Source organism: Anaerotaenia torta, assembly GCF_050433395.1.
Classification (GTDB): Bacteria; Bacillota; Clostridia; order Lachnospirales; family Lachnospiraceae; genus Mobilitalea; species Mobilitalea torta.
Window position 1 is genome coordinate 106,220 of sequence record NZ_JBNPXH010000014.1, and the last position, 20,633, is coordinate 126,852.

Below are 20,633 nucleotides of genomic sequence, written 5' to 3' on the forward strand. Positions count from 1 at the left end.
CTTTCTATTCCACCCCGCGCTTAAAATGGCCTGTTGTATAATCCGTAAGCTCCAGCCCGCCGTTTTTCTTTTGATAAAACTCCGTAACAAAAGCCGACAATACCTTCCGTACCTCTTCCCCGTCCTCCAGGGTAAAATCAAGCCGGAGCCCGGACGGTCCCAATTCGGCGATCTCTCTGGAATATTTCAGCAGCGACAGTACCTGGCTGTTGTAAATGATATTATAGCAGCTGTTGCAGCGGGCCTGTACAAAGAAGCTTTTCCCCAGGCGGTCCACCAGATTGCCCGTATTTCCCTGCTTATTCTTCCGGCAGCCGGAGGTGTTGGCAAAGAGGCATTGGGCGGACACCATAACCGGCTGGTATCCGTATACGATCAGATCACAGTCTGAAATCCCAAGTTCCTTCAGTTCCTGGTAATTCAGCTCCACCGGTGCGGTATAATGGGTGATGCCTAATTCTTCAAAAAGGGTCTTTGCCTCCGAATTATAGATATACATATTATAATTCGCAAGTAACCTTTTTTGCTTTTCATAATACTGTAACGACTGCAGCAACTCAATTTCTTCAAAATTCTTCACAAGAAAACCGGTAACTGCATCATCATCTATTATCTCTAATAAATCTGTTTTTAACCTTTCATACTGCATCAAACGGCAGATATGGGGCAATGCCAGGTAAAATTCCTTTCCTGCCTCCCGTGCTCTCTGTGCCAGCTCCGCGGCGGAATCACCCAGCCAGTCATAGTCTGCATAGATGGCGGATACCTCTTCATAACGCAGCGCCACCTCTAACTGCTCCTTCCTTTGAACGGAAACACAGATCCGGCTTCCTTTATCCGGCTGCTCCTCCCGCAAAGTCTGGATTTCCTGTACAGAATGAGGCATCTGCTCCGCAGGATTTCTGCGGTATTTTCCCGCCGCCGCTTCCATAAGCAGTCCGACCGCCTGTCTTCTCAGTTCATTAAGCCAGGAAACAGGTATGAAGATCTCTTCATCCATATCAATCATTAGACTGTTAAAATAATAAAAAGTATCCCCGGTTTTATCAATGGCGGCCAATATTTTTTCCTTAGTCATCGGCTGCTTCTGGGCTGCCTGAACCTCCTGATCCCCATATGCACAGATCTGAAGCTCCCCGTGGGTTAAGGTCAATTTCAGCCTTTCACCCTTCTTTGCCGTGAGTATTCCATCGATTCCAACTCTCTTGTTCTTCGACAAATACTCTTCCTCCAGCTCCTTCAGCAGCCGGTTGTTTTTTGTCCGGTATACTTTATCACCCGTTTGAATCCCCGGGTTAGAATATCTGTCTCTGCGCTGTTTTCCTTTCTCTTCCCCTGTTTCCGGCCTTCTCCCCGCATTGACTGAGAGAAGCGTTCCTTTACTATGGGCATCCTTCACAGTGAATTCATAGCCCTCTTCTTCCCGGTGCCGGATTTCCAGGATATCCTGGGGATTAACGTCCTCCTCCAGAGCGATGGAGACCTGTGATCCCTTGACCGTTTCCACTTCTCCCACATACACTCCGCTATGATTGGGGCGGCTCAAACTCATCATAGCCTTGCCGTGATAAGTCTTCCCATATCCTTCTGAAAAGCCTCCCCTGTTATAAAGGTCCTGAAGCTTCTGCATATCCCTGCGGAAGCTTTCGCTATGGATATGATCGTTATAATATTCTTTCCCCCGTTCCAGATAAAGATCCGCATAGCTTCTGTACAGATTGGAAACCATTGCGGCATATTCCGGTCTCTTCATTCTTCCCTCTATCTTTAAGGAGTTGATTCCCGCCTCCATCAGCTCGGGGATATAAGCCAGGGTATTGATATCCTTGGGACTCAGCAAATATTTCTCCTGGTCGGAGGATAATTTCTTCTTGCCGGAATAGAATTGATAGGTCATCCGGCAGGGCTGCGCACACCTGCCCCGGTTGCCGCTTCTTCCCCCGATCATACTGCTCATCAGGCATTGACCGGAGTAGCAATAGCATAAGGCGCCATGGACGAAGGTCTCAATCTCCAGATCCGTATTGTCGCGAATAGCCCTTATCTCCTGCAGGCTTAACTCCCTGGCGGTAACCAGCCTGGTTACTCCGTAGGGCTTAAGCAGATTGGCTCCCTGCGCCATGGTCAGGGTCGTCTGCGTGCTTGCGTGAATCGTAAGCTCCGGAAAATACTCATGGATGAAATGAAGTACCCCCATATCCTGAATAATAACCGCATCCAGGCCCTGTCGGTAGAACTTCTCCAGAAAACCATAGAGCTTCCCCCTATGCTCCTTCTCCTTTAGCAGGGTGTTGACCGTAAGATAAAGCTTCTTGCCTCTGATATGAGCCTCATCAATGGCATCCAGCAAAGTATTCTCATCCAGGTTATTAGCATAGGCTCTGGCCCCGAAGCTGCTGCCCCCGATATAAACCGCATCACACCCGGCATTCATTGCCGCCCGCATTCCCTCATAGGAACCGGCAGGGGCAAGTATCTCAATTGATTGTTTCATCCTTTCCTCCATTCCCGCACATGCTTCCTGCGCATTCCGGCATTGTACAGACATTGAAAACAAGAAACGGCTGCCCGGCCTCTCACATTCCCCGAAGCTTCTTTCGGAGCCGTAAGTAACCTTAGACAGCCTTGTCCCATTTTCCCTATTCCTGCTATTTTACCGCTTTCTGCTTAAGCTTTTCCCCTTCCGCTATTTCCGTTTCCAGCCGTACTATCTTCTTCTGAGCCTCGTAAAACTCCTGCCTCAGCTCCTCGATCTCCTTCCGGGCGGCATCCAGATTCGTCTGTGCAGAAACGATCTCATGCTTCAGGTTAAAGATCTCGTTGTCCTTGGCTTCATTCTCTGCCTCCAGCTCACTATTTCTATTTTTCATTTTATAATAATCATCCGCAATATTAATCTGCATTAAAATATTCTTCAAATCAGAATCCAGGAATTTATAGGCATCCTTGTTGCGGAATTCCGTATGCTTGCCGTTGATGTAGGAGGCGACCTTCTGTAAATATTCCTCGCTCTCGTAGCCGCTTAATGTATATCTCTTGTTATTGATTATGACCTCGATATCGTGATACTTATTCATTCTCCCAGCCTCCCGCATCATTCTTACACAGCCTTGTCCCACTATTCTCTGAATTTTGTAGACGATTTAGCTTCTCTTGGACATTATATTATGAGCAAAGAACATGCTCATAATCTCCGGCTCCGATCGCAAGATTACGAGCAAGCTCGCATCATGCTCATTACGCCTTCATTATATCCCACATTATATTTGTTGACAAGCTAAGATTCCATTCTGAGACCGAGGTGCTGATAGGCCAATTCCGAGGCGACCCTTCCCCTTGGAGTCCGAAGGATTAATCCGTTCTGGACAAGATAGGGCTCATATACCTCTTCAATGGTTCCCACATCCTCGCCGATGGTAGTTGCAACCGCTTCAATTCCTACCGGACCTCCCGCGAACTTCTGAATCATAGTGACCAGAATTTCCCGGTCAATATGGTCCAGGCCCAGCTTGTCCACCTCCAGCAGATCCAGGGCAAAGCCTGCCACCTCCCTGGTGATCCTTCCGTCATACTTCACCTGGGCAAAATCCCTCACTCTTTTCAACAGCCGGTTTGCCAGGCGGGGCGTCCCCCTGGAACGGCGGGCCAGCTCCAGCGCTCCCTCTTCATCGATCTCTACCTGGAACACCTCTGCCGAGCGGACAATGATCTTCTTCAAATCCTCAATGGTATAAAAATCAAGACGGCTCACTACTCCGAAGCGGTCCCTCAGCGGCGGAGTCAGCATCCCCGCTCTGGTGGTGGCTCCCACCAGGGTGAACTTGGGCAGGTCAATCCGGATGGATTTGGCTGTCGAGCCCTTTCCTATGACAATATCAATAACATAATCCTCCATGGCGGGATAGAGCAGCTCCTCCACCTGACGGTTGAGGCGGTGGATCTCATCCACAAACAGTACATCCCCCTCCGACAGATTATTTAATATAGCCGCCATCTCACCGGGTTTTTCGATGGCCGGACCGGAGGTGATCTTAATATTAACCCCCATCTCATTGGCAATAATCCCTGCCAGTGTGGTCTTTCCCAGTCCCGGCGGTCCGAAGAAAAGAACGTGATCCAGCACTTCCTTCCTTTGCTTTGCCGCTTCGATATAGATCTTCAGGTTGTCCTTCACCTTAGCCTGTCCGATGTAATCCGTCAGCAGCTGGGGCCGGAGGGAACCCTCCACCCTCTTATCTTCTTCTGTCAATTCCGTTGTTATCACTCGTTTTGCCATTACCTTCTCCAATACTTCCAACTCTTTTTACATTCTCTTTAAACAACGCTTCAGCAATTCCTCTGAAGTCATATCTTCCGTAATCTCTACCTGATTTACAATCTTTAAAGCGTCCGCAGCAGAATATCCCAGCACCGTCAAAGCCTGCACCGCCTCCTCACGCATTCCGAAGATGCCGGAGCCTTCCCGATTCTCCTCCTGGTTGATCAGCCGCTGTTCAAACGCGGTCTCCAGCTTGAATTTATCCTTCAATTCCAGAATCAGCTTGCCCGCTGTTTTATTTCCGATTCCCGGCGCCTTGGCAATCGTCTTGGCATCCTCGGCCAGAACAGCAAAGCGAATCTCATCCGCCGATATTCCGGACAGGATACCCAGGGCTCCCTTGGGCCCTATTCCGTTGACGGTGATTAACAGCTTAAACATCTCCAGGTCATCCTTCGTCAGGAAGCCAAAGAGACTGACGGCATCCTCCCTGACATGAAGATAGGTATACAGCTTGACGGCACTCCCTCTAGAGGGCAGCTCCGTGATGGCCGAGGAAGGAAGATACACTTCATAACCTATGCCGCCCACCTCTATTACCGCGTAATTTTCCTTAACCTCTGCCAATTCCCCTTTCAAATATCCAATCAAACTCATTTCCTCCCGTCATTCGTCATAGTGATCCGGCAGCCTTTCAAAACGCCCCCGGGATATGTTCAACCTGCCCTCCTTCAGATAGTTCAGCACTTCGAAGGCTGTGATTCCCAGGGCCTCGGATATCTGAAGAGCATTGCTGTTGGGATATTCCTTCAGATAGGCCTCAATATCATCGAAATGATCGCTGTCCGTCTGTCTGCACTCTGTACAGGAATAGCTCTTCAGCCTGGACAGGAACACCTTATGACAATGCTTGCAAACATTTGTATACATAATCTCCTCCGCCTTACATCAGTGTCGAAAACAAATTCAGAAACAGCTCCTGCAGCTTCACGGTCACAGGGCGATTCTTCCATTCTTCATAGCTTACCTCACGGCACTGCTCCATGGTCCCCAGCAAATCCTCCTTAATTGTATCAACCGTAGTTCTGTCACAGATCCATACGCCGCATTCATAGTGAAGATGGAAGCTGCGGTAATCCATGTTGACCGTTCCTACAATACCGCAATCCTCTGTGATAATAGTCTTGGCATGAATGAAGCCGGGGGTATATTCAAAAATCCTTACCCCGCTCTCCAATAGCTTTCCATAATTATAATTCGTCAGTATCTTTACATTTCTCTTATCCGGGATAAAGGGGGTGATAATCCGCACATCAATCCCGCTGGAGGCTGCCATAATCAGAGCCTCCCTCATGTCATCTTCAATTATAAGATATGGTGTGGTAATGTACAATAGCTTCTTCGCATAATACATCATCTGCTTATATATATTCTCCACGGGATTCCTGGGATTGTTGGCAGGTCCGTCAGAAAACACCTGGCAGAATACATTGTTTTCCGGGAATGTCCTGGTTGGACGATAGGGAGAGTAATCCATGGGCTCTCCGGCGGAGGAGGACACCTCCCACATCTGCAGAAAGGTTACCGTCAGCCCCCATACGGCGTCTCCTTCCACCCGAACCGCGTTGTCCTTCCATACGCCGAAGCGCTGTACCAGATTCACATATTCATCCGCCAGATTCATTCCTCCGGTAAATCCTACATTCCCATCCACTACTATGATTTTCTGGTGGGAACGGTAATTTAGATACAGCTTATCCGTATATCGGTGCACTGGATTGAATACGCGGACTTCAAAGCCCTCCGCCTCCAGGCTTCTCCTGAAATTCGTGGGCGTTCGCAGCATTGCCCCGAAATCATCATAGAGAAACATGACGCGGACTCCTTCTTTTATTTTTCGCAGCATCAGCTCATGCAGGCGGCTCCAGAGCGCGCCTTCCCCGATAATGAAGAAATTCAGCAGCACAAACTGCTCCGCCTTTTCAATTTCATCAAAAATCGCCTCAAACACATCCTCTCCCATGGGGTAGTAATCCACCTTATTATTCTTATATAAAGGAAAGGTGTTGGATTCCAGATACCTTGCCATCCTGCTCTTGGTAGGATATTTCTCTGAGAATGCTTTCACCACCTCCGGATTGCACTCCAGATTCTCCGCTCCCCTGCGCAGCCTTCTCAGGATTTCCTTATCAATCTTCTTCCTCCTGCGGTTACCCCACAGTAGAAACATAATATGTCCGGTCACCGGCAGGGCGGCAATAATACAGATCCAGCTGATCTTGTAGGAAGCATTGCGGTTGCCGTTCACAAGAGCCACTACGATAATCATACTCAACACCTGGAGGAGGGAATAGAAATATATGGTATAGCCCCTTAATTCAAAGGAAAGATAGATAATCAGCGCAAACTGGGCCAGAACCAGAAGCCCTACCAGAGCTGCCCGCAGAATCCCGCTAAGATTATTTTTTATGGTTCCGGTTACCTCTTCCTTCAAATCCTTGCTCACCTCACGCACACCCTTCTTCGCCAGTCTATCTCTCAAGTCACTCAGTGCCGATTCCCGTTTGCTCACCTTCATGGTAGGGAAGGCTCTCAACAGACGGACGTGAGCAGGCAGTATCCGGATGTTCTGATAACGTCTTACAAACTCCGCCATTTTAGCCTCGATCTCAGGGATCAGCTCCCGGACCTTTCCCACATTCTGAATCGTCAGCCTGGCACCGGACAGGGTCTGTCTGGTATTTTGCATCCTTGCCTCAATGCCCGCCCGGATCTCGGAAAAAAGAGCGGGCATATGCATTCCCGCCAGCTTCTCTCTGAGCTCACTGCCGGTCTCATATAACCTGCTGGATTCAATATATTCCGTCATATCCTGACGCAGCTTCTGAAGCCCTGCCAGAATCCGGTCAAATTTCACAGAGGTCACTGCCGATACCGTTGTATCAAGGACGAATACCGGGAGGATGACATAACCCGCCATCTCCCCTGTCCTTCTGGGCAGTAATGCGATCACCTGCTCCATCCGCGGATGGATGAAATGAAGCATCAGCAAGGCAAGAATTCCCCAGAAGAAGGACACCGGCAGGCATACCCTGCCGTTCAGATTAAGGGGATAATCACTGTAATCCCACCAGCGTGCATGGAATAAAAGCTCCATCACCAAAGAGGTAACATATTCCAGAACCGTAGCCAGAACCATACTCCCGAAGAACACCAGCAGGTACTGATCCCTGCTGTTCCAGAATACAAGATAGTAGAGCAGGGCCCCGCAGCCATAAATCGGTATCAGCGGCCCCGTTAAGAAGCCTCTGTTTATAAAAGATTTGCTTTTCACAGATCCCAGGATTGACTCATAGATCCATCCAACCACCCCATATATTACAAACACATAGAATATATAGTAAAACTCTTGTCCGAACAATCTTATGCTCCACATACGCTGTGCAATCTCCCTTTCTTCTGAAGCTGTCAGATTGGAAACAGGTTATCCCACCCGGCAATCCTCCATCCCTCATGATAATTCCTCAGAACCGGAACACATCCATCCTTTTATAATGCTCCATTTCCCATAATATTTATATTATACTAAATCATGCTATAGAATTCAACGAATTATCCGGCTGCCATATAGCAGTGAGGAAGTGTTCCTGCTCCTCCCTGGCCTGACTCAATGAAATTACAGGCTGAATGTTCCATCAGGATATCCGTGCAGGCACTTCTATTATAACAGAATTTATGTTAGAATACCCTTATATTCATCGACATAAACCGATTCGACAAAAGGAGGAATATTATGATCACCAGACAGCTTTCCCTGGAACAAATGCCGGAATATCCCTTTGAACAGGAGTACCCGCTTGAAAAGCTTGTGTTTTTTGATATAGAGACCACGGGCTTTGCCGCCAACTCCACCTATCTGTATTTGATCGGCTGTACCTTTTATAAGGACTCCTCCTTTTTCCTGATTCAATGGTTTGCCGAGGATATTAAGGAAGAACCGCTGCTGTTGTCCTCTTTCTTCGAGTTTCTGAAGGACTATGAGATACTGATCCATTACAACGGCTCCGGCTTCGATCTTCCCTATCTTTTGAAAAAATGCGCCCAGTGGAAGCTGGATTACTCCTTTGACCATCTTATCAGCATTGATATCTACAAGAAGCTTCTCCCCTTGAAGAAGCTGCTCCAGCTGCCCAGCCTCCGGCTGAAATCCATTGAGACCTTCTTAGGGATTCAGCGTAAGGATCTCTTTGACGGCGGAGAACTGATACAGGTATACCAGAGCTATCTGGGCAAGAGACATTATGAGCTTCTCCGCAGCCGGCGTGTTCCGGATGAACACTCCACAGAGCCTTCCCAGGCTGAGGAATTGCTGGGATTGCTTCTGCTACATAATGAGGATGACCTTAGAGGCCTTCTGCTGGTCAGTTCCGTCTTAAGCTATACGGATTTGCTTGAAAAGCCTATCCGGATTCTTCAGGCCCAGGTAGAAGGGGCTCATTTCCTGATCCGCTTTCAGCTGTCCTCTTCCCTGCCCGCGAGAATTTCCGGGGGGAATGATCTGGCCCGCCTGACGGCAGAAGGCAGAGATGCTGCCCTGGAGATACAGATCTATGACGGAGAGTTAAAATATTTTTATGAGAATTACCGGGATTACTATTATCTTACCTCAGAGGACAGTGTGATTCATAAAAGTCTTGCCCAATATGTGGACAAGGAGTTCCGGATAAAAGCAAAGCCCTCCAACTGCTATACCAGAAAGAAGGGCTTGTTTACACCGCAATATGAGCCGTTATTTGCTCCCAGCTTCCGGCTGGATTACCAGAGCAAGCTTTCCTTCCTGGAGATTCACACGGACTTTTTGTTACAGGAGGAGAAGCTGGAGGAGTATGTGAAACATATCCTGAGATACATTACAGGAACATAGAGCATGTTCCTGTAATCAAGGTTTGTCATGTAGATACAGTCGTTCTCATAGTTTATATTACAGGAACATAATACGTGTTCCTGTAATCAGGGTGTACCATACAGGTGCAGTTGCTCTCATAATTTATATTACAGGAACATAATACGTGTTCCTGTAATCAGGGTGTACCATACAGGTGCAGTTGCTCTCATAATTTATATTATCGGAGCAGAAGCATGTTCCGATAATCGAGATATGATTATGTACTGTCTTTTAAAATTCTCTCACGAAAGAATTCCGGTAATATCTATCATAGATAGGGGGTCATATTCTGCAGTATCTGCTGATATGCATTGGCATACATATGGATTCCCTCCACCGTATACTCCTTCTTTAACTTTCCCCTTTCATCCGTCAATCCGTCATTGACATTAATAAAATGACAACCCAGCCGCTTTGCCAGCTGCTCTATCTCCAGATTCACTTCCCCTATGGTTTCATTATTCCGGTTCACAAAAGCAACCTGTCCCCACTCACCCTCCGGAACCTTATCTGTCTCGTTCACCGGATAATATGCCATAACATAAATCTCTGCCTGAGGAAGCCTCACACTTATCTGCCTCAATATGTTCTCATAATTTCCCAGTAAATGTGCCATTGAGAAGTCCGCGGCTCCAATGTCATTGGAACCGATGTTGATAAAGATTTTCGACGGCTCCGTCCCAAATACCATTTCCTCCATATGGGCAAGCATATCCGCGGTCGTAAAGCCGCCCACACCCCGGTTATAAATGATCACATTCAGCCCGCTGTTAATCAGCAGCTCGTCAACCGGAAACTGCTCCATCAGGGAAGATCCGGTAAAAAGGATCTGCCCTTTCTTTGCATATCGATTCAAAATTGCCAGTTTGTCAATCCGTTCCTTCTGGGCCGGATTTATTGTCTCTACTATCTCGCTCATTGCCTCTATCCCCATTCCCGCTAGTTTTTATTCCCCATATCTGCTCTCGCTTCCCCCTGATCAGCAACTTCCGGTAAAATACTGAACAGAGATTTTGCATTATCTGCCTTCTTCTGATATGGATAGTCCGTTTTACTATTCCTTTCCTTATACTATCATACTTATTTTACAGGATATTATCAATGAGTTTGTATAAATAATTATCACCATTCTCAAAAATGATAACCATAAGAAATAGCGCCCTGTCTTTGGTCGGATAGGCGCTAAGTCTTAGAGCTATTTTCTCAAATATGTTGTCCCCGTACACTTAACAATAACGGATGTTACATAGATGGTCTTTATATTACAACTAATTCATATCATAAAGTACCATATTTATATAATCTTCAATTGGGTTAAAACAAAAAATCAAGGGCTGATAAAACATCTCAAACCCTTGATTTTCAAGCCTTTTATTATTCTTCTACCGGAATGATTTCCTTCTTGTTGTAAGAACCGCAAGCCTTACATACTCTATGAGGAACCATGAGTTCACCGCACTTGCTGCACTTAACCAAATTGGGAGCAGTCATCTTCCAATTCGCTCTGCGGCTGTCTCTTCTTGCTTTTGAATGTTTCCCTTTCGGACAAATAGACATTGTCACACCTCCTTAAAATTATTAAAGATATCTCGGATTACTGACATTCTGGGATCATAGCTGAAAGTGTCACAGTCACATGTCTTCTCATTCAGATTGGTCCCGCAGTTTTTACACAGGCCCTTACAATCCTCACTGCATAGCAGCTTCATGGGAAAACCAATGAGAACCTCATCATAAATCAATATGTCTACATCCAGATTGTATCCAATAATATAATTTGTTTCGTCCAGAGCCTGTGCCCGCTCCTCATCACTGAGGCTAAAATCAACCTCCTTCAGGAAATGAAGCTCCATGGGATAGCTGATCTTCTTCAAGCATCGGCTGCAAAACAAGGTCAGTGAGATATTCGTACTTCCCTCAATCAATACGCTCCTGCTGCCAAGATTCGTGATGGTCAGGCTTACGGGCTCTTTATGCGCAAGCTCATAAGCTTCTCCCTGGTAATCAAACTTCTCCAGCTCGACAGGGACATTGATTTTAAGGACTTTATCCTTTGTGGTCATTACTTCTGACAAAGATATAAGCATATTAATTCTCCGAATATTCACTGCAGAATAAATGGCGGTTTTGTGTTATTTCTTCTGCCATCTATCCTAAGCACTTCTTGTATTATACCTACTGTGTTATTATTTGTCAACGAAAAATTTTATTATTCTCAACGGGCTAAACTACAGCAGCGCAACCGTCTCCTTGGCAATCGTCAGTTCTTCGTTGGTGGGGATGACACAGACCATGGTCCTGGAATCAGGGGTAGTTAGCATAACCTCTTGGGCTCTCAGCTTATTCTTCTCCGGGTCAATGGTAATTCCAAGATAGCCCAGGTATTGGCATACCCATTCTCTTACCTTTCCGTCATTCTCGCCGACACCTGCGGTAAAGGCAATCAGATCAATACCGTTCATGCTTGCCACATATCCGCCGATGTATTTTGCCACACGATAGCAGAATACTTCAAAAGCAGTAATCGCCTTCTGGTTGCCGCTGTTCATGGCTGCGTTAATATCACGGAAATCACTGGACACTTCGGACATACCCTGAACACCGGATTCCTTATTCAGAAGATTCATAATCTGATCAATGCTCTTCTTCTCCTTCTTTGCAATAAAATCAATAATGGAAGGATCGATGTCACCGCTTCTGGTGCCCATAACCAGTCCGGCAAGGGGGGTGAAGCCCATGCTGGTATCAATGGACTTGCCGTTTAATACTGCCGAGATGCTTGCGCCGTTGCCGAGATGGCATACAATGATTTTAGAGTTATTAATATCCAGTCCGGCAAATTCTGCCGCCCTCTTTGATACATAGCTGTGGCTGGTTCCGTGGAAGCCGTATTTACGGATCTTATAATTGTTATAATATTCATGAGGAAGCCCGTACAGATATGCCTTGGGGGGCATGGTCTGGTGAAATGCCGTATCAAATACCGCTACCATGGGAACTCCCTTCATCAGACTCTGGCAGGCACGGATACCGATCAGATTCGCCGGATTATGAAGGGGTGCCAGATCATTACACTCCTCAATCGCCTGAATCACTTCCTCGTTAATGATCGTGGATGCCGCAAATTTCTCCCCGCCATGCACCACTCTGTGGCCTACCGCGCTGATCTCATCCAGGGATTTGATCACTCCATGCTTTGCATCGGTTAAGGCATCCAGGACCAGCCGGATCGCAACCTCATGGTTTTCCATAGGAGTTTCAATTACTACTTTCTCTGCGCCGTCCGGGGTATGCTTCAGAACGCTTCCCTCCTGGCCGATTCTTTCACAGATGCCGACTGCCAGGGCCTTCTCCGTTACGGAGTCAATTAGCTGGTACTTTAAGGATGAACTGCCGCAATTAATAACTAATACTTTCATTTTTTACTTATACCTCTCTTCGTATATTAAATAAATTGTTTCCAACCGTATCTCAGGCGCTTCACCGCGCCGTCCGCTCCGGCTGCGGGGGAGTGCTCCATCCCCTGCGCCGCCAAAAGTTCCTTATTAATTTACGCCGGCCTGTACTGCCGTAATAGCAATAACTCCAACAATATCATCCGCAGAGCAGCCCCTGGAAAGATCATTGACAGGCTTTGCAATTCCCTGGGTAATGGGACCGTAGGCTTCCGCCTTCGCTAGACGCTGAGCCAGCTTGTACCCAATGTTGCCGGCATCCAGATCAGGGAAGATCAGGACATTAGCCTTACCCGCAATGTCACTGCCGGGAGCCTTGGAGGCACCGACGCTGGGAACAATTGCGGCATCCAGCTGGAATTCTCCGTCAATCTTTACATCAGGATATAATTCTTTCGCAATCCTCGTCGCTTCTGCCACCTTGTCCACATCAGGATGGGAAGCACTGCCCTTCGTGGAATGGGACAGCATGGCCACCACCGGCTCCTGACCCACCAACGCGGCAAAGCTCTTAGCGCTGCTGCCTGCAATTGCAGCCAGCTCTTCTGCATTGGGATTCTGCACCAGTCCTGAATCGGAGAAGAGGAAGGTTCCGTCAGCACCGAATTCACAGTTGGGAACCACAATCACGAAGAAAGAGGACACCAGCTTGGTATTAGGTGCCGTCTTCAGAATCTGCAGGGAAGGACGAAGGGTATCCGCTGTTGAATGAACCGCACCGGACACCATGCCGTCTGCATCGCCAGCTTTTACCATCGTAACACCAAAATAGAGATAATCTGTAGTTAAGAGCTTCCTTGCCTGTTCCGCAGTCATACCCTTACTCTTTCTTACCTCTACCAATAAGTCAATATATTCCTGGAGCTTTTCCGTATTATTCGGATCGATAATCTCCGCCTTGGATAAATCTAAACCTTCCCCAACCTCAGCGATTGCTTCCCTGTTACCGACCAATATAATATTAGTTACCCCTTCTTCTAAAATTCTGCTGGCCGCTTCCAGAGTTCTCCTGTCCTCTGTCTCCGGCAATACGATTGTCTTCCTGTTCTGTTTCGCTCTTTCCTTAATCACATCAATAAAACCCATGATGCTTCTTCTCCTTTCCTGAATCTGCATTTGCCATCATTTAAAAATCTGTGAAACAGCCTGAAAGCTGCTTCCTGTATTCTGATTACAGAAACAAACACTCCATTCCTGTAATATAAAACCCATAACCTCTATTATAAAACAAATCACCTGTGGATACAAGTATATTTTACTAAAGTTTAGACCGGCGTCCGAACCGATGTGATCAAGTGAAAGCCTGCCCCCAGCACTTCACTGAGTCACTTTTACGCTGACCGGCTGAGTGCATCTTGTGAAGCGGAGCGTTTTGAACGCACGAAGGTAAGGCAAGTAAAAATGACTCAGTGAAGTGCTGGGGGCAGGCTTTCACTTGATCACATTGGCGAGGCCTTATCCGACATAGTACAATTGACGCTTCCATCAAATAATGATATCATCATATACATAGTTTATGATACCACATAAAAAAGGAGATTTCCATAATAATATGAAGGTTGTTGGCCTGATTACAGAATATAATCCGTTTCACAACGGGCATAAATACCATATCGAACAAGCCCGGCAAATTACCGGCGCAGATTATGTGATTGCCGTAATGAGCGGCAACTTCGTACAGCGCGGCGCACCGGCCATGATGGATAAATACAGCCGCGCCCGGATGGCTCTCAGCAATGGCGCCGATCTGGTTCTGGAACTGCCCGTATGCTATGCTACCGGCAGTGCGGAATATTTTGCCCGGGGTGCTATTTCTATTCTTGACAAATTAGGCATTGTTCATACTCTTTGCTTTGGAAGTGAATGCGGAGACATCACCCTTCTGGCTGAAGCCGCCCGCCTTCTTTCTGATTCTCCCGGCAACCTTACCGGGCAGATACAAGCCTATATGAAGGATGGACTGACCTACCCTACCGCCAGACAGAGGGCTATGGAGCATATCCTGCCCGCAGCCCATACGATACCCGGCTATATCTTAGACTCTCCCAATAATATCCTGGGTATTGAATATATGAAGGCACTCCTCCATTTTTCCTCGTCCATCACTCCGGTAACGATTCAGAGGATTTCTGCTCATTATCATGACAGGGAACTCTCGGAAGCGAATGCAGAGGATCGCACCTCCTCCGGCAATCCGGTGATCAGCTCCGCCACTGCAATCCGCGATGCCATTCAGCGGCAGAGCGGACAAGCCTCCTCTGCCGCTGCTGAGGTTTTCTTCAGCGTGCCCAGGGATGTAGCGGACTTTCTGCGGGAGAATTACCGCAAAACCTACCCCATTACCGAAGAGGATTTCGCCTCTATTATAAAATACAGGCTTCGCATGGAGAACAGCAATTCCCTGGCTTCCTATCTGGATATCACGCCTGATCTGGCGAAACGAATAAAGAACAGCAGGAATTTGAATCAATCCATCCGTTCCTTAAGCCAGGAAATAAAAACAAAAAATCTTACCTTAACCAGAATCAACCGTGCCCTGCTTCATGTTTTATTGAATATCAAAACCGCAGCCGTCAGGGATTATATGGCCCAGGGCTGCACTCCCTATGCCAGAGTCCTGGGAGTCAGAAGGAATGCTTCCCATCTCCTTCGCAGTATAGAACAAAACGGCCGGATTCCTGTGATCACCAAGGTATCCGCAGCGGAGCGTGTACTGGATGAAACCGGCATGCGGATGCTGTCCGAGGATATCTTTGCCTCCGACCTCTATAGTCAGGCGGTATATGAGAAATACGGTACTGAAATCCCCAACGAATATAAGCACGGCATCTGTCTCCTGTGACAAGGAGTTTTCCTTACGGAAAACATCCGCCTGTCCCTGCTCCCTACATGAATTTTCTCCGGTATTGGGCCGGAGTCATGCCTTCGTTTTCCAGAAAAATTCTTCCGAAATAACTGATGCTGGGATAGCCGCATTCCAAGGCTACCCGCTTCACCGTCCAGTCCCTCTCCTCCATCAGCAGCTGCTTTGATTTTTGCAGGCGGCAGAGCATGATAAAATTGGTGGGGGACATACCCGTCGCCTTTTTAAACATCTTACAAAAATAATAAGTGCTTATCTTCAGCTCCTCCGCCCAATATTTCAAATCAAAGGGCTGTGCGGAGCTTTCCCGCATCCTCGGCAGGACGGAGACAATTCTGTTGTAAATATCCATTCCCCGGTTTACCGTAAGCGGCTCCGCCTGGGATATGAATTCCACAATAATACCATAGGTTAATGCCGACAGGACGGACTGATGCAGGATCGCGTACTCTTTTGCCTCCTCCAGAAGCTTTATTATCGCATTCTTTACATTGCCCCACAGCTTCAGTGTCCATACATGGGAAAGATGAAAGCCCCTCTCGATCAAAAACTCTCTTAAATAGCTTCCGTAGAAATGTACCCACACAATCTCCCATGGGTTCTCCCGGTCCGAATAATAGCACTGCTCCTCCTGGGGAAAATAAAGAAACGCATCTCCCTGCTGCAGCACATGAAGCCCATTCTTTGATTTCAGATAACCCTTACCGCCGATCACCACGTGAAGATTAAAATAGGACAACTCTCCCCGTCCCCTCTCGGCAGAATGCTGCGGTTCATCCCGGTACCATCCCACCGCCTCCGGAAAGCAAATATAAGGGTTATCATGAATGCTGGGTAAAAAGATCTGCTGTTTCATTCCTTCCCTTCCTTTCCCCGCCGGTTCCGCCCGCCGCCCAAAGGCAGTGCCAAACCTTCGATGTCAATATAATTATATAAATACCAAAATAGATATATATACGATGTATATTCTGTATATTACAATAACAACATAATACTATTTATGCTTGAAATAATCAAGCTCAATACTGCCGCGGCATATATCAGAAATGGAGGTAATACTGCAAACATGAAAAATAATCTGAGGGAAAAAGCATTAAAAATGGACAAACTTACCCTAGGCGTATGCTATTATCCGGAGCATTGGCCGGAAGAGCTGTGGGCTGAGGATCTGGACCGGATGCTGGAGCTGGGCATTGAAATGATCCGCATTGCGGAATTTGCCTGGAATAAATTCGAGCCAAAGGAAGGGGCGTTCACCTTTGAATTCTTCGACCGTTTTCTGGAACTGGCTCACAGCAAGGGAATGAAGGTCATCTTCTGCACCCCGACGGCAACTCCTCCCGCCTGGCTCACCCATAAGTATCCGGAGGTCTTGAACGCCAGCGTGGACGGGACTCTCTACCGCCATGGCACGAGAAGGCATTATACCTATAATTCCCCTGTATACCAGGAGCTCACCGCAAGAATTGTGGAGAAGCTGGCCTCCCGTTACTGCTCCCATCCCGCCATTATCGGCTGGCAGATCGACAATGAGTTTAACTGTGAGAAGGATGTCTTCTATTCCGAGGCCGATCATACCGCCTTCCGGGAATATCTGAAGAGCAAATTCAAGACCCTGGATGAACTCAACTCCTGTATGGGGACCACCTTCTGGAATCAGACCTATACCTCCTGGGAGGAAGTCTATCTGACCCGCCCCACGTATCAGGGCTGCACCAATCCCCATCTCGCGCTGGAGGAAAAACGCTTCATCTCCCACAGCGCAATCCGTTACTGCAGATTACAGACGGATATCATCAACAAATACCGTCCTGCCGGCCAGTTTATTACCACCAACAGTATTTTCAACCATTTGGACTGCCATGAGATGACCCATAGCGCCCTTGATTTTATGACCTATGATTCCTACCCCAACTTTGCCTATGACACCTGGACCCAGCCAAAGGCTCCCGGCAATCTCAATGACCGCAGAAGCGCCTGGTCCCTGACCAAGGCCCGGTCCATCTCACCCAATTTCGGCATCATGGAACAACAATCCGGCCCGGGCGGCTGGGATGCCAGAATGAAGCAGCCCATGCCCAAGCCGGGCCAGATGCGGCTGTGGACTTATCAATCCGTGGCTCATGGGGCGGACTTCATCAGCTACTTCCGCTGGAGAACCTGCTGGATCGGAACCGAGATTTACTGGCACGGGTTGAACGACTATTCCAACCTGCCCAACCGCCGGCTCAGGGAGTTAAGCGTCATACGGGATGAATTCCGAAGCCTTTCCGAGGTTGCAGGCTCCAGATATCAGGCAGAAATTGCCCTTGTGAAGGATAATGACAATCAATGGGACGGAGAACAGGATAAATGGCACGGCCCTCTGGATGATTTCAGCGATAATGGCTGGTTCACCGCCGCCCAGCTTGCCCATGCTCCCCTGGATTTCTTATATCTGCAGAATAACAGCAGCAACCGGACGGTACTGGAGGATCTGGCCAAATACCGCCTCCTCATCTATCCTCACGCCACTATTCTGACAGAGGAGACCGCTGCTTTGCTGCGGGCTTATGTGGAGCAGGGCGGTATCCTGATCATGGGCTCCCGCACCGGCTATAAGGATCAGTACGGAAGATGTCCCATGCATCCCATGCCCGGCTATGCCGCGGATCTCTGCGGTGTTACTGTTGTTGATTATACCCACCTGGGTCCCGGGGATGATGACGAATACGCCCTGTGGGACGGAGAAGTAGTGGATGCCCCCTGCTTTAACGATATTCTGGAGGCCAGGGAGGGCGCCGCAGTGCTGGCTGCCTTCCAGGGCAATTACTATGACGGAGCCCCCGCGCTGGTCTCCAATCCCATAGGAAAGGGCACCGCTTATTATTACGGCGCCGGCTTCAGTGCCCAGACCGCCGGAACCTTCCTAAAGAAGCTGGGCTTCGCCGCTCCCTACGGGAAATTCATCGAGCTGCCCAAGGAAGCGGAGCTGGCGATCCGAAGGAAGGATGACCAGGACTATGTCTTCATCCTGAACTATATGCCTCACAGCATTGAGGTAAAGGTAAAGCAGCCTATGACCGATCTGCTCACCGGCAAGGAAATAAGCGGTATGACAGAGCTGGAGAAGTACGGCGTGATGGTCCTGAAAGGTTCTTTCTCATAAAAATTTTCCTATACAACAATATTAGAGCCGGAAGAAGACTCAGAGGCTTTGTTCCTCCGATCTTCTTCCGGCTCCAATCATTCCGGCAAGCTTGTTCCGCCCTTATATCACTATATTACATCCATTACTTCATCAGCTCATCCATCTGATCCAGCAATTCTTCAAACAGCTTCAGAGCCTGGTTCACCGGCTCCTTCGTGCTCATGTCAACCCCTGCACCCTTCAGAAGGTCAATGGGATGCTTGGAGCTTCCGCCGCTTAAGAAGCGGATATAATCCGATACGGCCTCCGGGCCTTCCTTGAGAATCCGCCTGGACAGGGCAATTGCAGCAGAATAGCCCGTAGCATACTGGTATACATAGAAGGCATTGTAGAAATGGGGAATTCTGGACCATTCCATATCAATTTCCGGGTCAATGACAATATCATTTCCAAAGTAAGCCACATTCAGATCGTGATAAACCTTGCAAAGGGCCTCCGCCGTCAGGCTTTCTCCCTGTTCCACCATCCTGTGGGTGATCATCTCAAACTCAGCAAACATCGTCTGGCGGTACAGGGTACCCTTGAACTTCTCAAGGAAATGGTTGATCAGATATGCCTTCTCCTTCTTATCCTCGGTATTTTTCAGCATATGGTCGATCAGCAGGGATTCATTGCAGGTGGATGCCACCTCCGCCACAAAGATCTTATAGCCCGCATAGACATAGGGCTGCTCCCTGTCCGAATGATAGCTGTGGATCGCATGTCCCATCTCATGAGCCAGAGTGAACACATTATCCAGGGTATCATTGTAATTCAGAAGCACATAGGGATGGGTTCCATAAGCTCCCCAGGAATAAGCTCCGCTTCTCTTATTCTCATTCTCATAGGTGTCAATCCAGCGGTTGTTATAACCCTCCGCAAGAATTTTCTGATACTCCTCACCCAGAGGCTCCAGTCCCTTGGCAACAATCTGTTTTGCTTCCTCAAAGGGAATCTCCATCTTAACATCCGCCACCAAAGGAGCATACAGATCGTACATATGAAGCTCCTCTAGCCCCAGCAGGCGCTTGCGCAGGGCTACATAACGATGCATCAGATGCATGTTCTCATGCACTGCCGCAATGAGATTCGTATATACCTCCACCGGAATATTTCCTGCGTTCAAAGCCTTCTCCATAGTGGAGCCGTATTTTCTGGCCTTGGCAAAGAACACCTCCTGCTTTACATTCGCACTGAAGGACGCTGCCAGCGTATTACGAAAGCTCTTATAAGTGGCATACACACCCTCAAAGGCATCCTTTCTGACTCTGCGGTTCTCGCTCTCCAGCAGCTGTCCGTACCTGCCATGGGTAATACGCACCTTTTCCCCGTTCTCATCCTCAATCTCAGGGAACTTAACATCCGCATTGTTAAACATGGAGAAAATATTGTCCGGGGCTTCCGCAATCTCACCCGCGTCCGCCAGAAGCTCCTCCATCTCCTCCGATAACACATGGGGCTTGATCCGCAGAATATCCTTCAAATAGAAATCATACAGTCTCAGCCCTTCTTCCTCCTGCTTGAACTGTTCCAGCCTCTCTTCCGGTATGGATAAAATCTCCGGCGTTGCAAAGGACAAGGCGGAGTCTGTCTGTACCGACAGGGCACCGGCCTTATTGGACAGATCCTGGTATACCGCGTTGGCCGTATCCTCATGATACCTCTGATTGGCATATACATATACCCGTTCCATCAGCTTGTACAGTTCATCCTTTTTCCGGAGGAAATCCAGCAGCACTCCGGCCGACTCTCCCAGCCTGCCCCGGAAGCTTCCGATCTCCGGCAGCAGTGCCTTCACCTCGTCATATTCCTTCTGCCATAGCTCATTGTTGGCATACAGATCCTCAATTGCCCAGGTATATTTCACATCCAGTTCACTTCTTTTGGGTAAACTCTTGTTTTGCGACATTCCTTCCATCTCCTTTTTATAAGTTAATATAGAA

The 20,633-nt window shown here is 48.0% G+C and carries 16 protein-coding genes; 3 read left to right on the plus strand and 13 right to left on the minus strand.

Features of this window, described 5'->3' with window-relative positions; all coding sequences use genetic code 11:
• Nucleotides 1-4 precede the first annotated feature (4 nt).
• From HNQ56_RS20405 to cls, 6 genes are all read right to left on the minus strand, one after another.
• Nucleotides 5-2,494 carry a U32 family peptidase gene (locus HNQ56_RS20405; protein ID WP_429149956.1) on the minus strand — a complete coding sequence of 830 codons (2,490 nt, stop codon included), beginning with the start codon at nucleotides 2,492-2,494 and terminating at the stop codon, nucleotides 5-7.
• A gap of 154 nt (nucleotides 2,495-2,648) precedes the next feature.
• Nucleotides 2,649-3,077, minus strand: a complete 429-nt coding sequence (locus tag HNQ56_RS20410) for a cell division protein ZapA (protein WP_429149958.1) — start codon at nucleotides 3,075-3,077, stop codon at nucleotides 2,649-2,651.
• A gap of 200 nt (nucleotides 3,078-3,277) precedes the next feature.
• Nucleotides 3,278-4,276 (minus strand): Holliday junction branch migration DNA helicase RuvB, encoded by a 999-nt coding sequence (ruvB, locus tag HNQ56_RS20415; RefSeq protein ID WP_429149959.1) that lies wholly within the window; start codon nucleotides 4,274-4,276, stop codon nucleotides 3,278-3,280.
• A 27-nt stretch (nucleotides 4,277-4,303) separates the two neighbouring features.
• The gene (ruvA, locus tag HNQ56_RS20420) at nucleotides 4,304-4,909 is read right to left on the minus strand and encodes a Holliday junction branch migration protein RuvA (protein ID WP_429150042.1); all 606 of its coding nucleotides are present in this window, start codon (nucleotides 4,907-4,909) and stop codon (nucleotides 4,304-4,306) included.
• Nucleotides 4,910-4,924: 15 nt separating this feature from the next.
• On the minus strand, nucleotides 4,925-5,188 hold the full coding sequence (locus tag HNQ56_RS20425) for a hypothetical protein (RefSeq protein WP_429149960.1): 264 nt from the start codon (nucleotides 5,186-5,188) through the stop codon (nucleotides 4,925-4,927).
• A gap of 13 nt (nucleotides 5,189-5,201) precedes the next feature.
• Nucleotides 5,202-7,694, minus strand: coding sequence for a cardiolipin synthase (gene cls / locus HNQ56_RS20430; protein WP_429149961.1), 2,493 nt, complete (start codon nucleotides 7,692-7,694; stop codon nucleotides 5,202-5,204).
• A gap of 357 nt (nucleotides 7,695-8,051) precedes the next feature.
• Between cls and HNQ56_RS20435 the strand changes: the two genes are divergently transcribed.
• Nucleotides 8,052-9,182 carry a ribonuclease H-like domain-containing protein gene (locus tag HNQ56_RS20435; RefSeq protein WP_429149963.1) on the plus strand — a complete coding sequence of 377 codons (1,131 nt, stop codon included), beginning with the start codon at nucleotides 8,052-8,054 and terminating at the stop codon, nucleotides 9,180-9,182.
• Nucleotides 9,183-9,471: 289 nt separating this feature from the next.
• Here the strand turns inward: HNQ56_RS20435 and HNQ56_RS20440 are convergent, their stop codons facing one another.
• The 5 genes from HNQ56_RS20440 to pta form a co-directional block, all read right to left on the minus strand.
• Entirely contained in the window at nucleotides 9,472-10,122 is a 651-nt protein-coding gene (locus HNQ56_RS20440; protein WP_429149965.1) for a GDSL-type esterase/lipase family protein, read from the minus strand.
• Nucleotides 10,123-10,577: 455 nt separating this feature from the next.
• Nucleotides 10,578-10,760: a 50S ribosomal protein L32 gene (rpmF, locus tag HNQ56_RS20445; protein ID WP_429149966.1), complete on the minus strand. Its 183-nt coding sequence runs from the start codon at nucleotides 10,758-10,760 to the stop codon at nucleotides 10,578-10,580.
• A gap of 2 nt (nucleotides 10,761-10,762) precedes the next feature.
• The gene (locus tag HNQ56_RS20450) at nucleotides 10,763-11,290 is read right to left on the minus strand and encodes a YceD family protein (protein ID WP_429149967.1); all 528 of its coding nucleotides are present in this window, start codon (nucleotides 11,288-11,290) and stop codon (nucleotides 10,763-10,765) included.
• A gap of 141 nt (nucleotides 11,291-11,431) precedes the next feature.
• Entirely contained in the window at nucleotides 11,432-12,622 is a 1,191-nt protein-coding gene (locus tag HNQ56_RS20455) for an acetate/propionate family kinase (RefSeq protein ID WP_429149968.1), read from the minus strand.
• Nucleotides 12,623-12,748: 126 nt separating this feature from the next.
• Nucleotides 12,749-13,744, minus strand: a complete 996-nt coding sequence (gene pta, locus HNQ56_RS20460; RefSeq protein ID WP_429149969.1) for a phosphate acetyltransferase — start codon at nucleotides 13,742-13,744, stop codon at nucleotides 12,749-12,751.
• A gap of 466 nt (nucleotides 13,745-14,210) precedes the next feature.
• Between pta and HNQ56_RS20465 the strand changes: the two genes are divergently transcribed.
• Complete coding sequence (locus HNQ56_RS20465) at nucleotides 14,211-15,500, plus strand: nucleotidyltransferase (protein WP_429149970.1); 1,290 nt, start codon at nucleotides 14,211-14,213, stop codon at nucleotides 15,498-15,500.
• Between the two features lie 43 nt (nucleotides 15,501-15,543).
• Here HNQ56_RS20465 and HNQ56_RS20470 read toward each other — a convergent pair whose 3' ends face one another.
• On the minus strand, nucleotides 15,544-16,377 hold the full coding sequence (locus tag HNQ56_RS20470; protein ID WP_429149971.1) for a helix-turn-helix transcriptional regulator: 834 nt from the start codon (nucleotides 16,375-16,377) through the stop codon (nucleotides 15,544-15,546).
• Nucleotides 16,378-16,587: 210 nt separating this feature from the next.
• Here HNQ56_RS20470 and HNQ56_RS20475 point away from each other — a divergent pair, with 210 nt between their 5' ends.
• Nucleotides 16,588-18,669 carry a beta-galactosidase gene (locus HNQ56_RS20475; protein WP_429149972.1) on the plus strand — a complete coding sequence of 694 codons (2,082 nt, stop codon included), beginning with the start codon at nucleotides 16,588-16,590 and terminating at the stop codon, nucleotides 18,667-18,669.
• A gap of 124 nt (nucleotides 18,670-18,793) precedes the next feature.
• Here the strand turns inward: HNQ56_RS20475 and pepF are convergent, their stop codons facing one another.
• A complete protein-coding gene (gene pepF, locus HNQ56_RS20480; protein ID WP_429149973.1) occupies nucleotides 18,794-20,599 on the minus strand; it encodes an oligoendopeptidase F in 1,806 nt (601 codons plus the stop codon).
• Nucleotides 20,600-20,633: the final 34 nt, after the last annotated feature.

What these genes read in the sequence shown, in the direction of transcription:
- HNQ56_RS20405 (WP_429149956.1), bottom strand. Translation starts at nt 2,494, where the DNA reads ATGAAACAATCAATTGAGATACTTGCCCCTGCCGGTTCCTATGAGGGA.
- HNQ56_RS20410 (WP_429149958.1), bottom strand. Translation starts at nt 3,077, where the DNA reads ATGAATAAGTATCACGATATCGAGGTCATAATCAATAACAAGAGATAT.
- ruvB (WP_429149959.1), bottom strand. Translation starts at nt 4,276, where the DNA reads ATGGCAAAACGAGTGATAACAACGGAATTGACAGAAGAAGATAAGAGG.
- HNQ56_RS20425 (WP_429149960.1), bottom strand. Translation starts at nt 5,188, where the DNA reads ATGTATACAAATGTTTGCAAGCATTGTCATAAGGTGTTCCTGTCCAGG.
- cls (WP_429149961.1), bottom strand. Translation starts at nt 7,694, where the DNA reads ATGTGGAGCATAAGATTGTTCGGACAAGAGTTTTACTATATATTCTAT.
- HNQ56_RS20435 (WP_429149963.1), top strand. Translation starts at nt 8,052, where the DNA reads ATGATCACCAGACAGCTTTCCCTGGAACAAATGCCGGAATATCCCTTT.
- HNQ56_RS20440 (WP_429149965.1), bottom strand. Translation starts at nt 10,122, where the DNA reads ATGAGCGAGATAGTAGAGACAATAAATCCGGCCCAGAAGGAACGGATT.
- rpmF (WP_429149966.1), bottom strand. Translation starts at nt 10,760, where the DNA reads ATGTCTATTTGTCCGAAAGGGAAACATTCAAAAGCAAGAAGAGACAGC.
- HNQ56_RS20450 (WP_429149967.1), bottom strand. Translation starts at nt 11,290, where the DNA reads ATGCTTATATCTTTGTCAGAAGTAATGACCACAAAGGATAAAGTCCTT.
- HNQ56_RS20455 (WP_429149968.1), bottom strand. Translation starts at nt 12,622, where the DNA reads ATGAAAGTATTAGTTATTAATTGCGGCAGTTCATCCTTAAAGTACCAG.
- pta (WP_429149969.1), bottom strand. Translation starts at nt 13,744, where the DNA reads ATGGGTTTTATTGATGTGATTAAGGAAAGAGCGAAACAGAACAGGAAG.
- HNQ56_RS20465 (WP_429149970.1), top strand. Translation starts at nt 14,211, where the DNA reads ATGAAGGTTGTTGGCCTGATTACAGAATATAATCCGTTTCACAACGGG.
- HNQ56_RS20470 (WP_429149971.1), bottom strand. Translation starts at nt 16,377, where the DNA reads ATGAAACAGCAGATCTTTTTACCCAGCATTCATGATAACCCTTATATT.
- HNQ56_RS20475 (WP_429149972.1), top strand. Translation starts at nt 16,588, where the DNA reads ATGAAAAATAATCTGAGGGAAAAAGCATTAAAAATGGACAAACTTACC.
- pepF (WP_429149973.1), bottom strand. Translation starts at nt 20,599, where the DNA reads ATGTCGCAAAACAAGAGTTTACCCAAAAGAAGTGAACTGGATGTGAAA.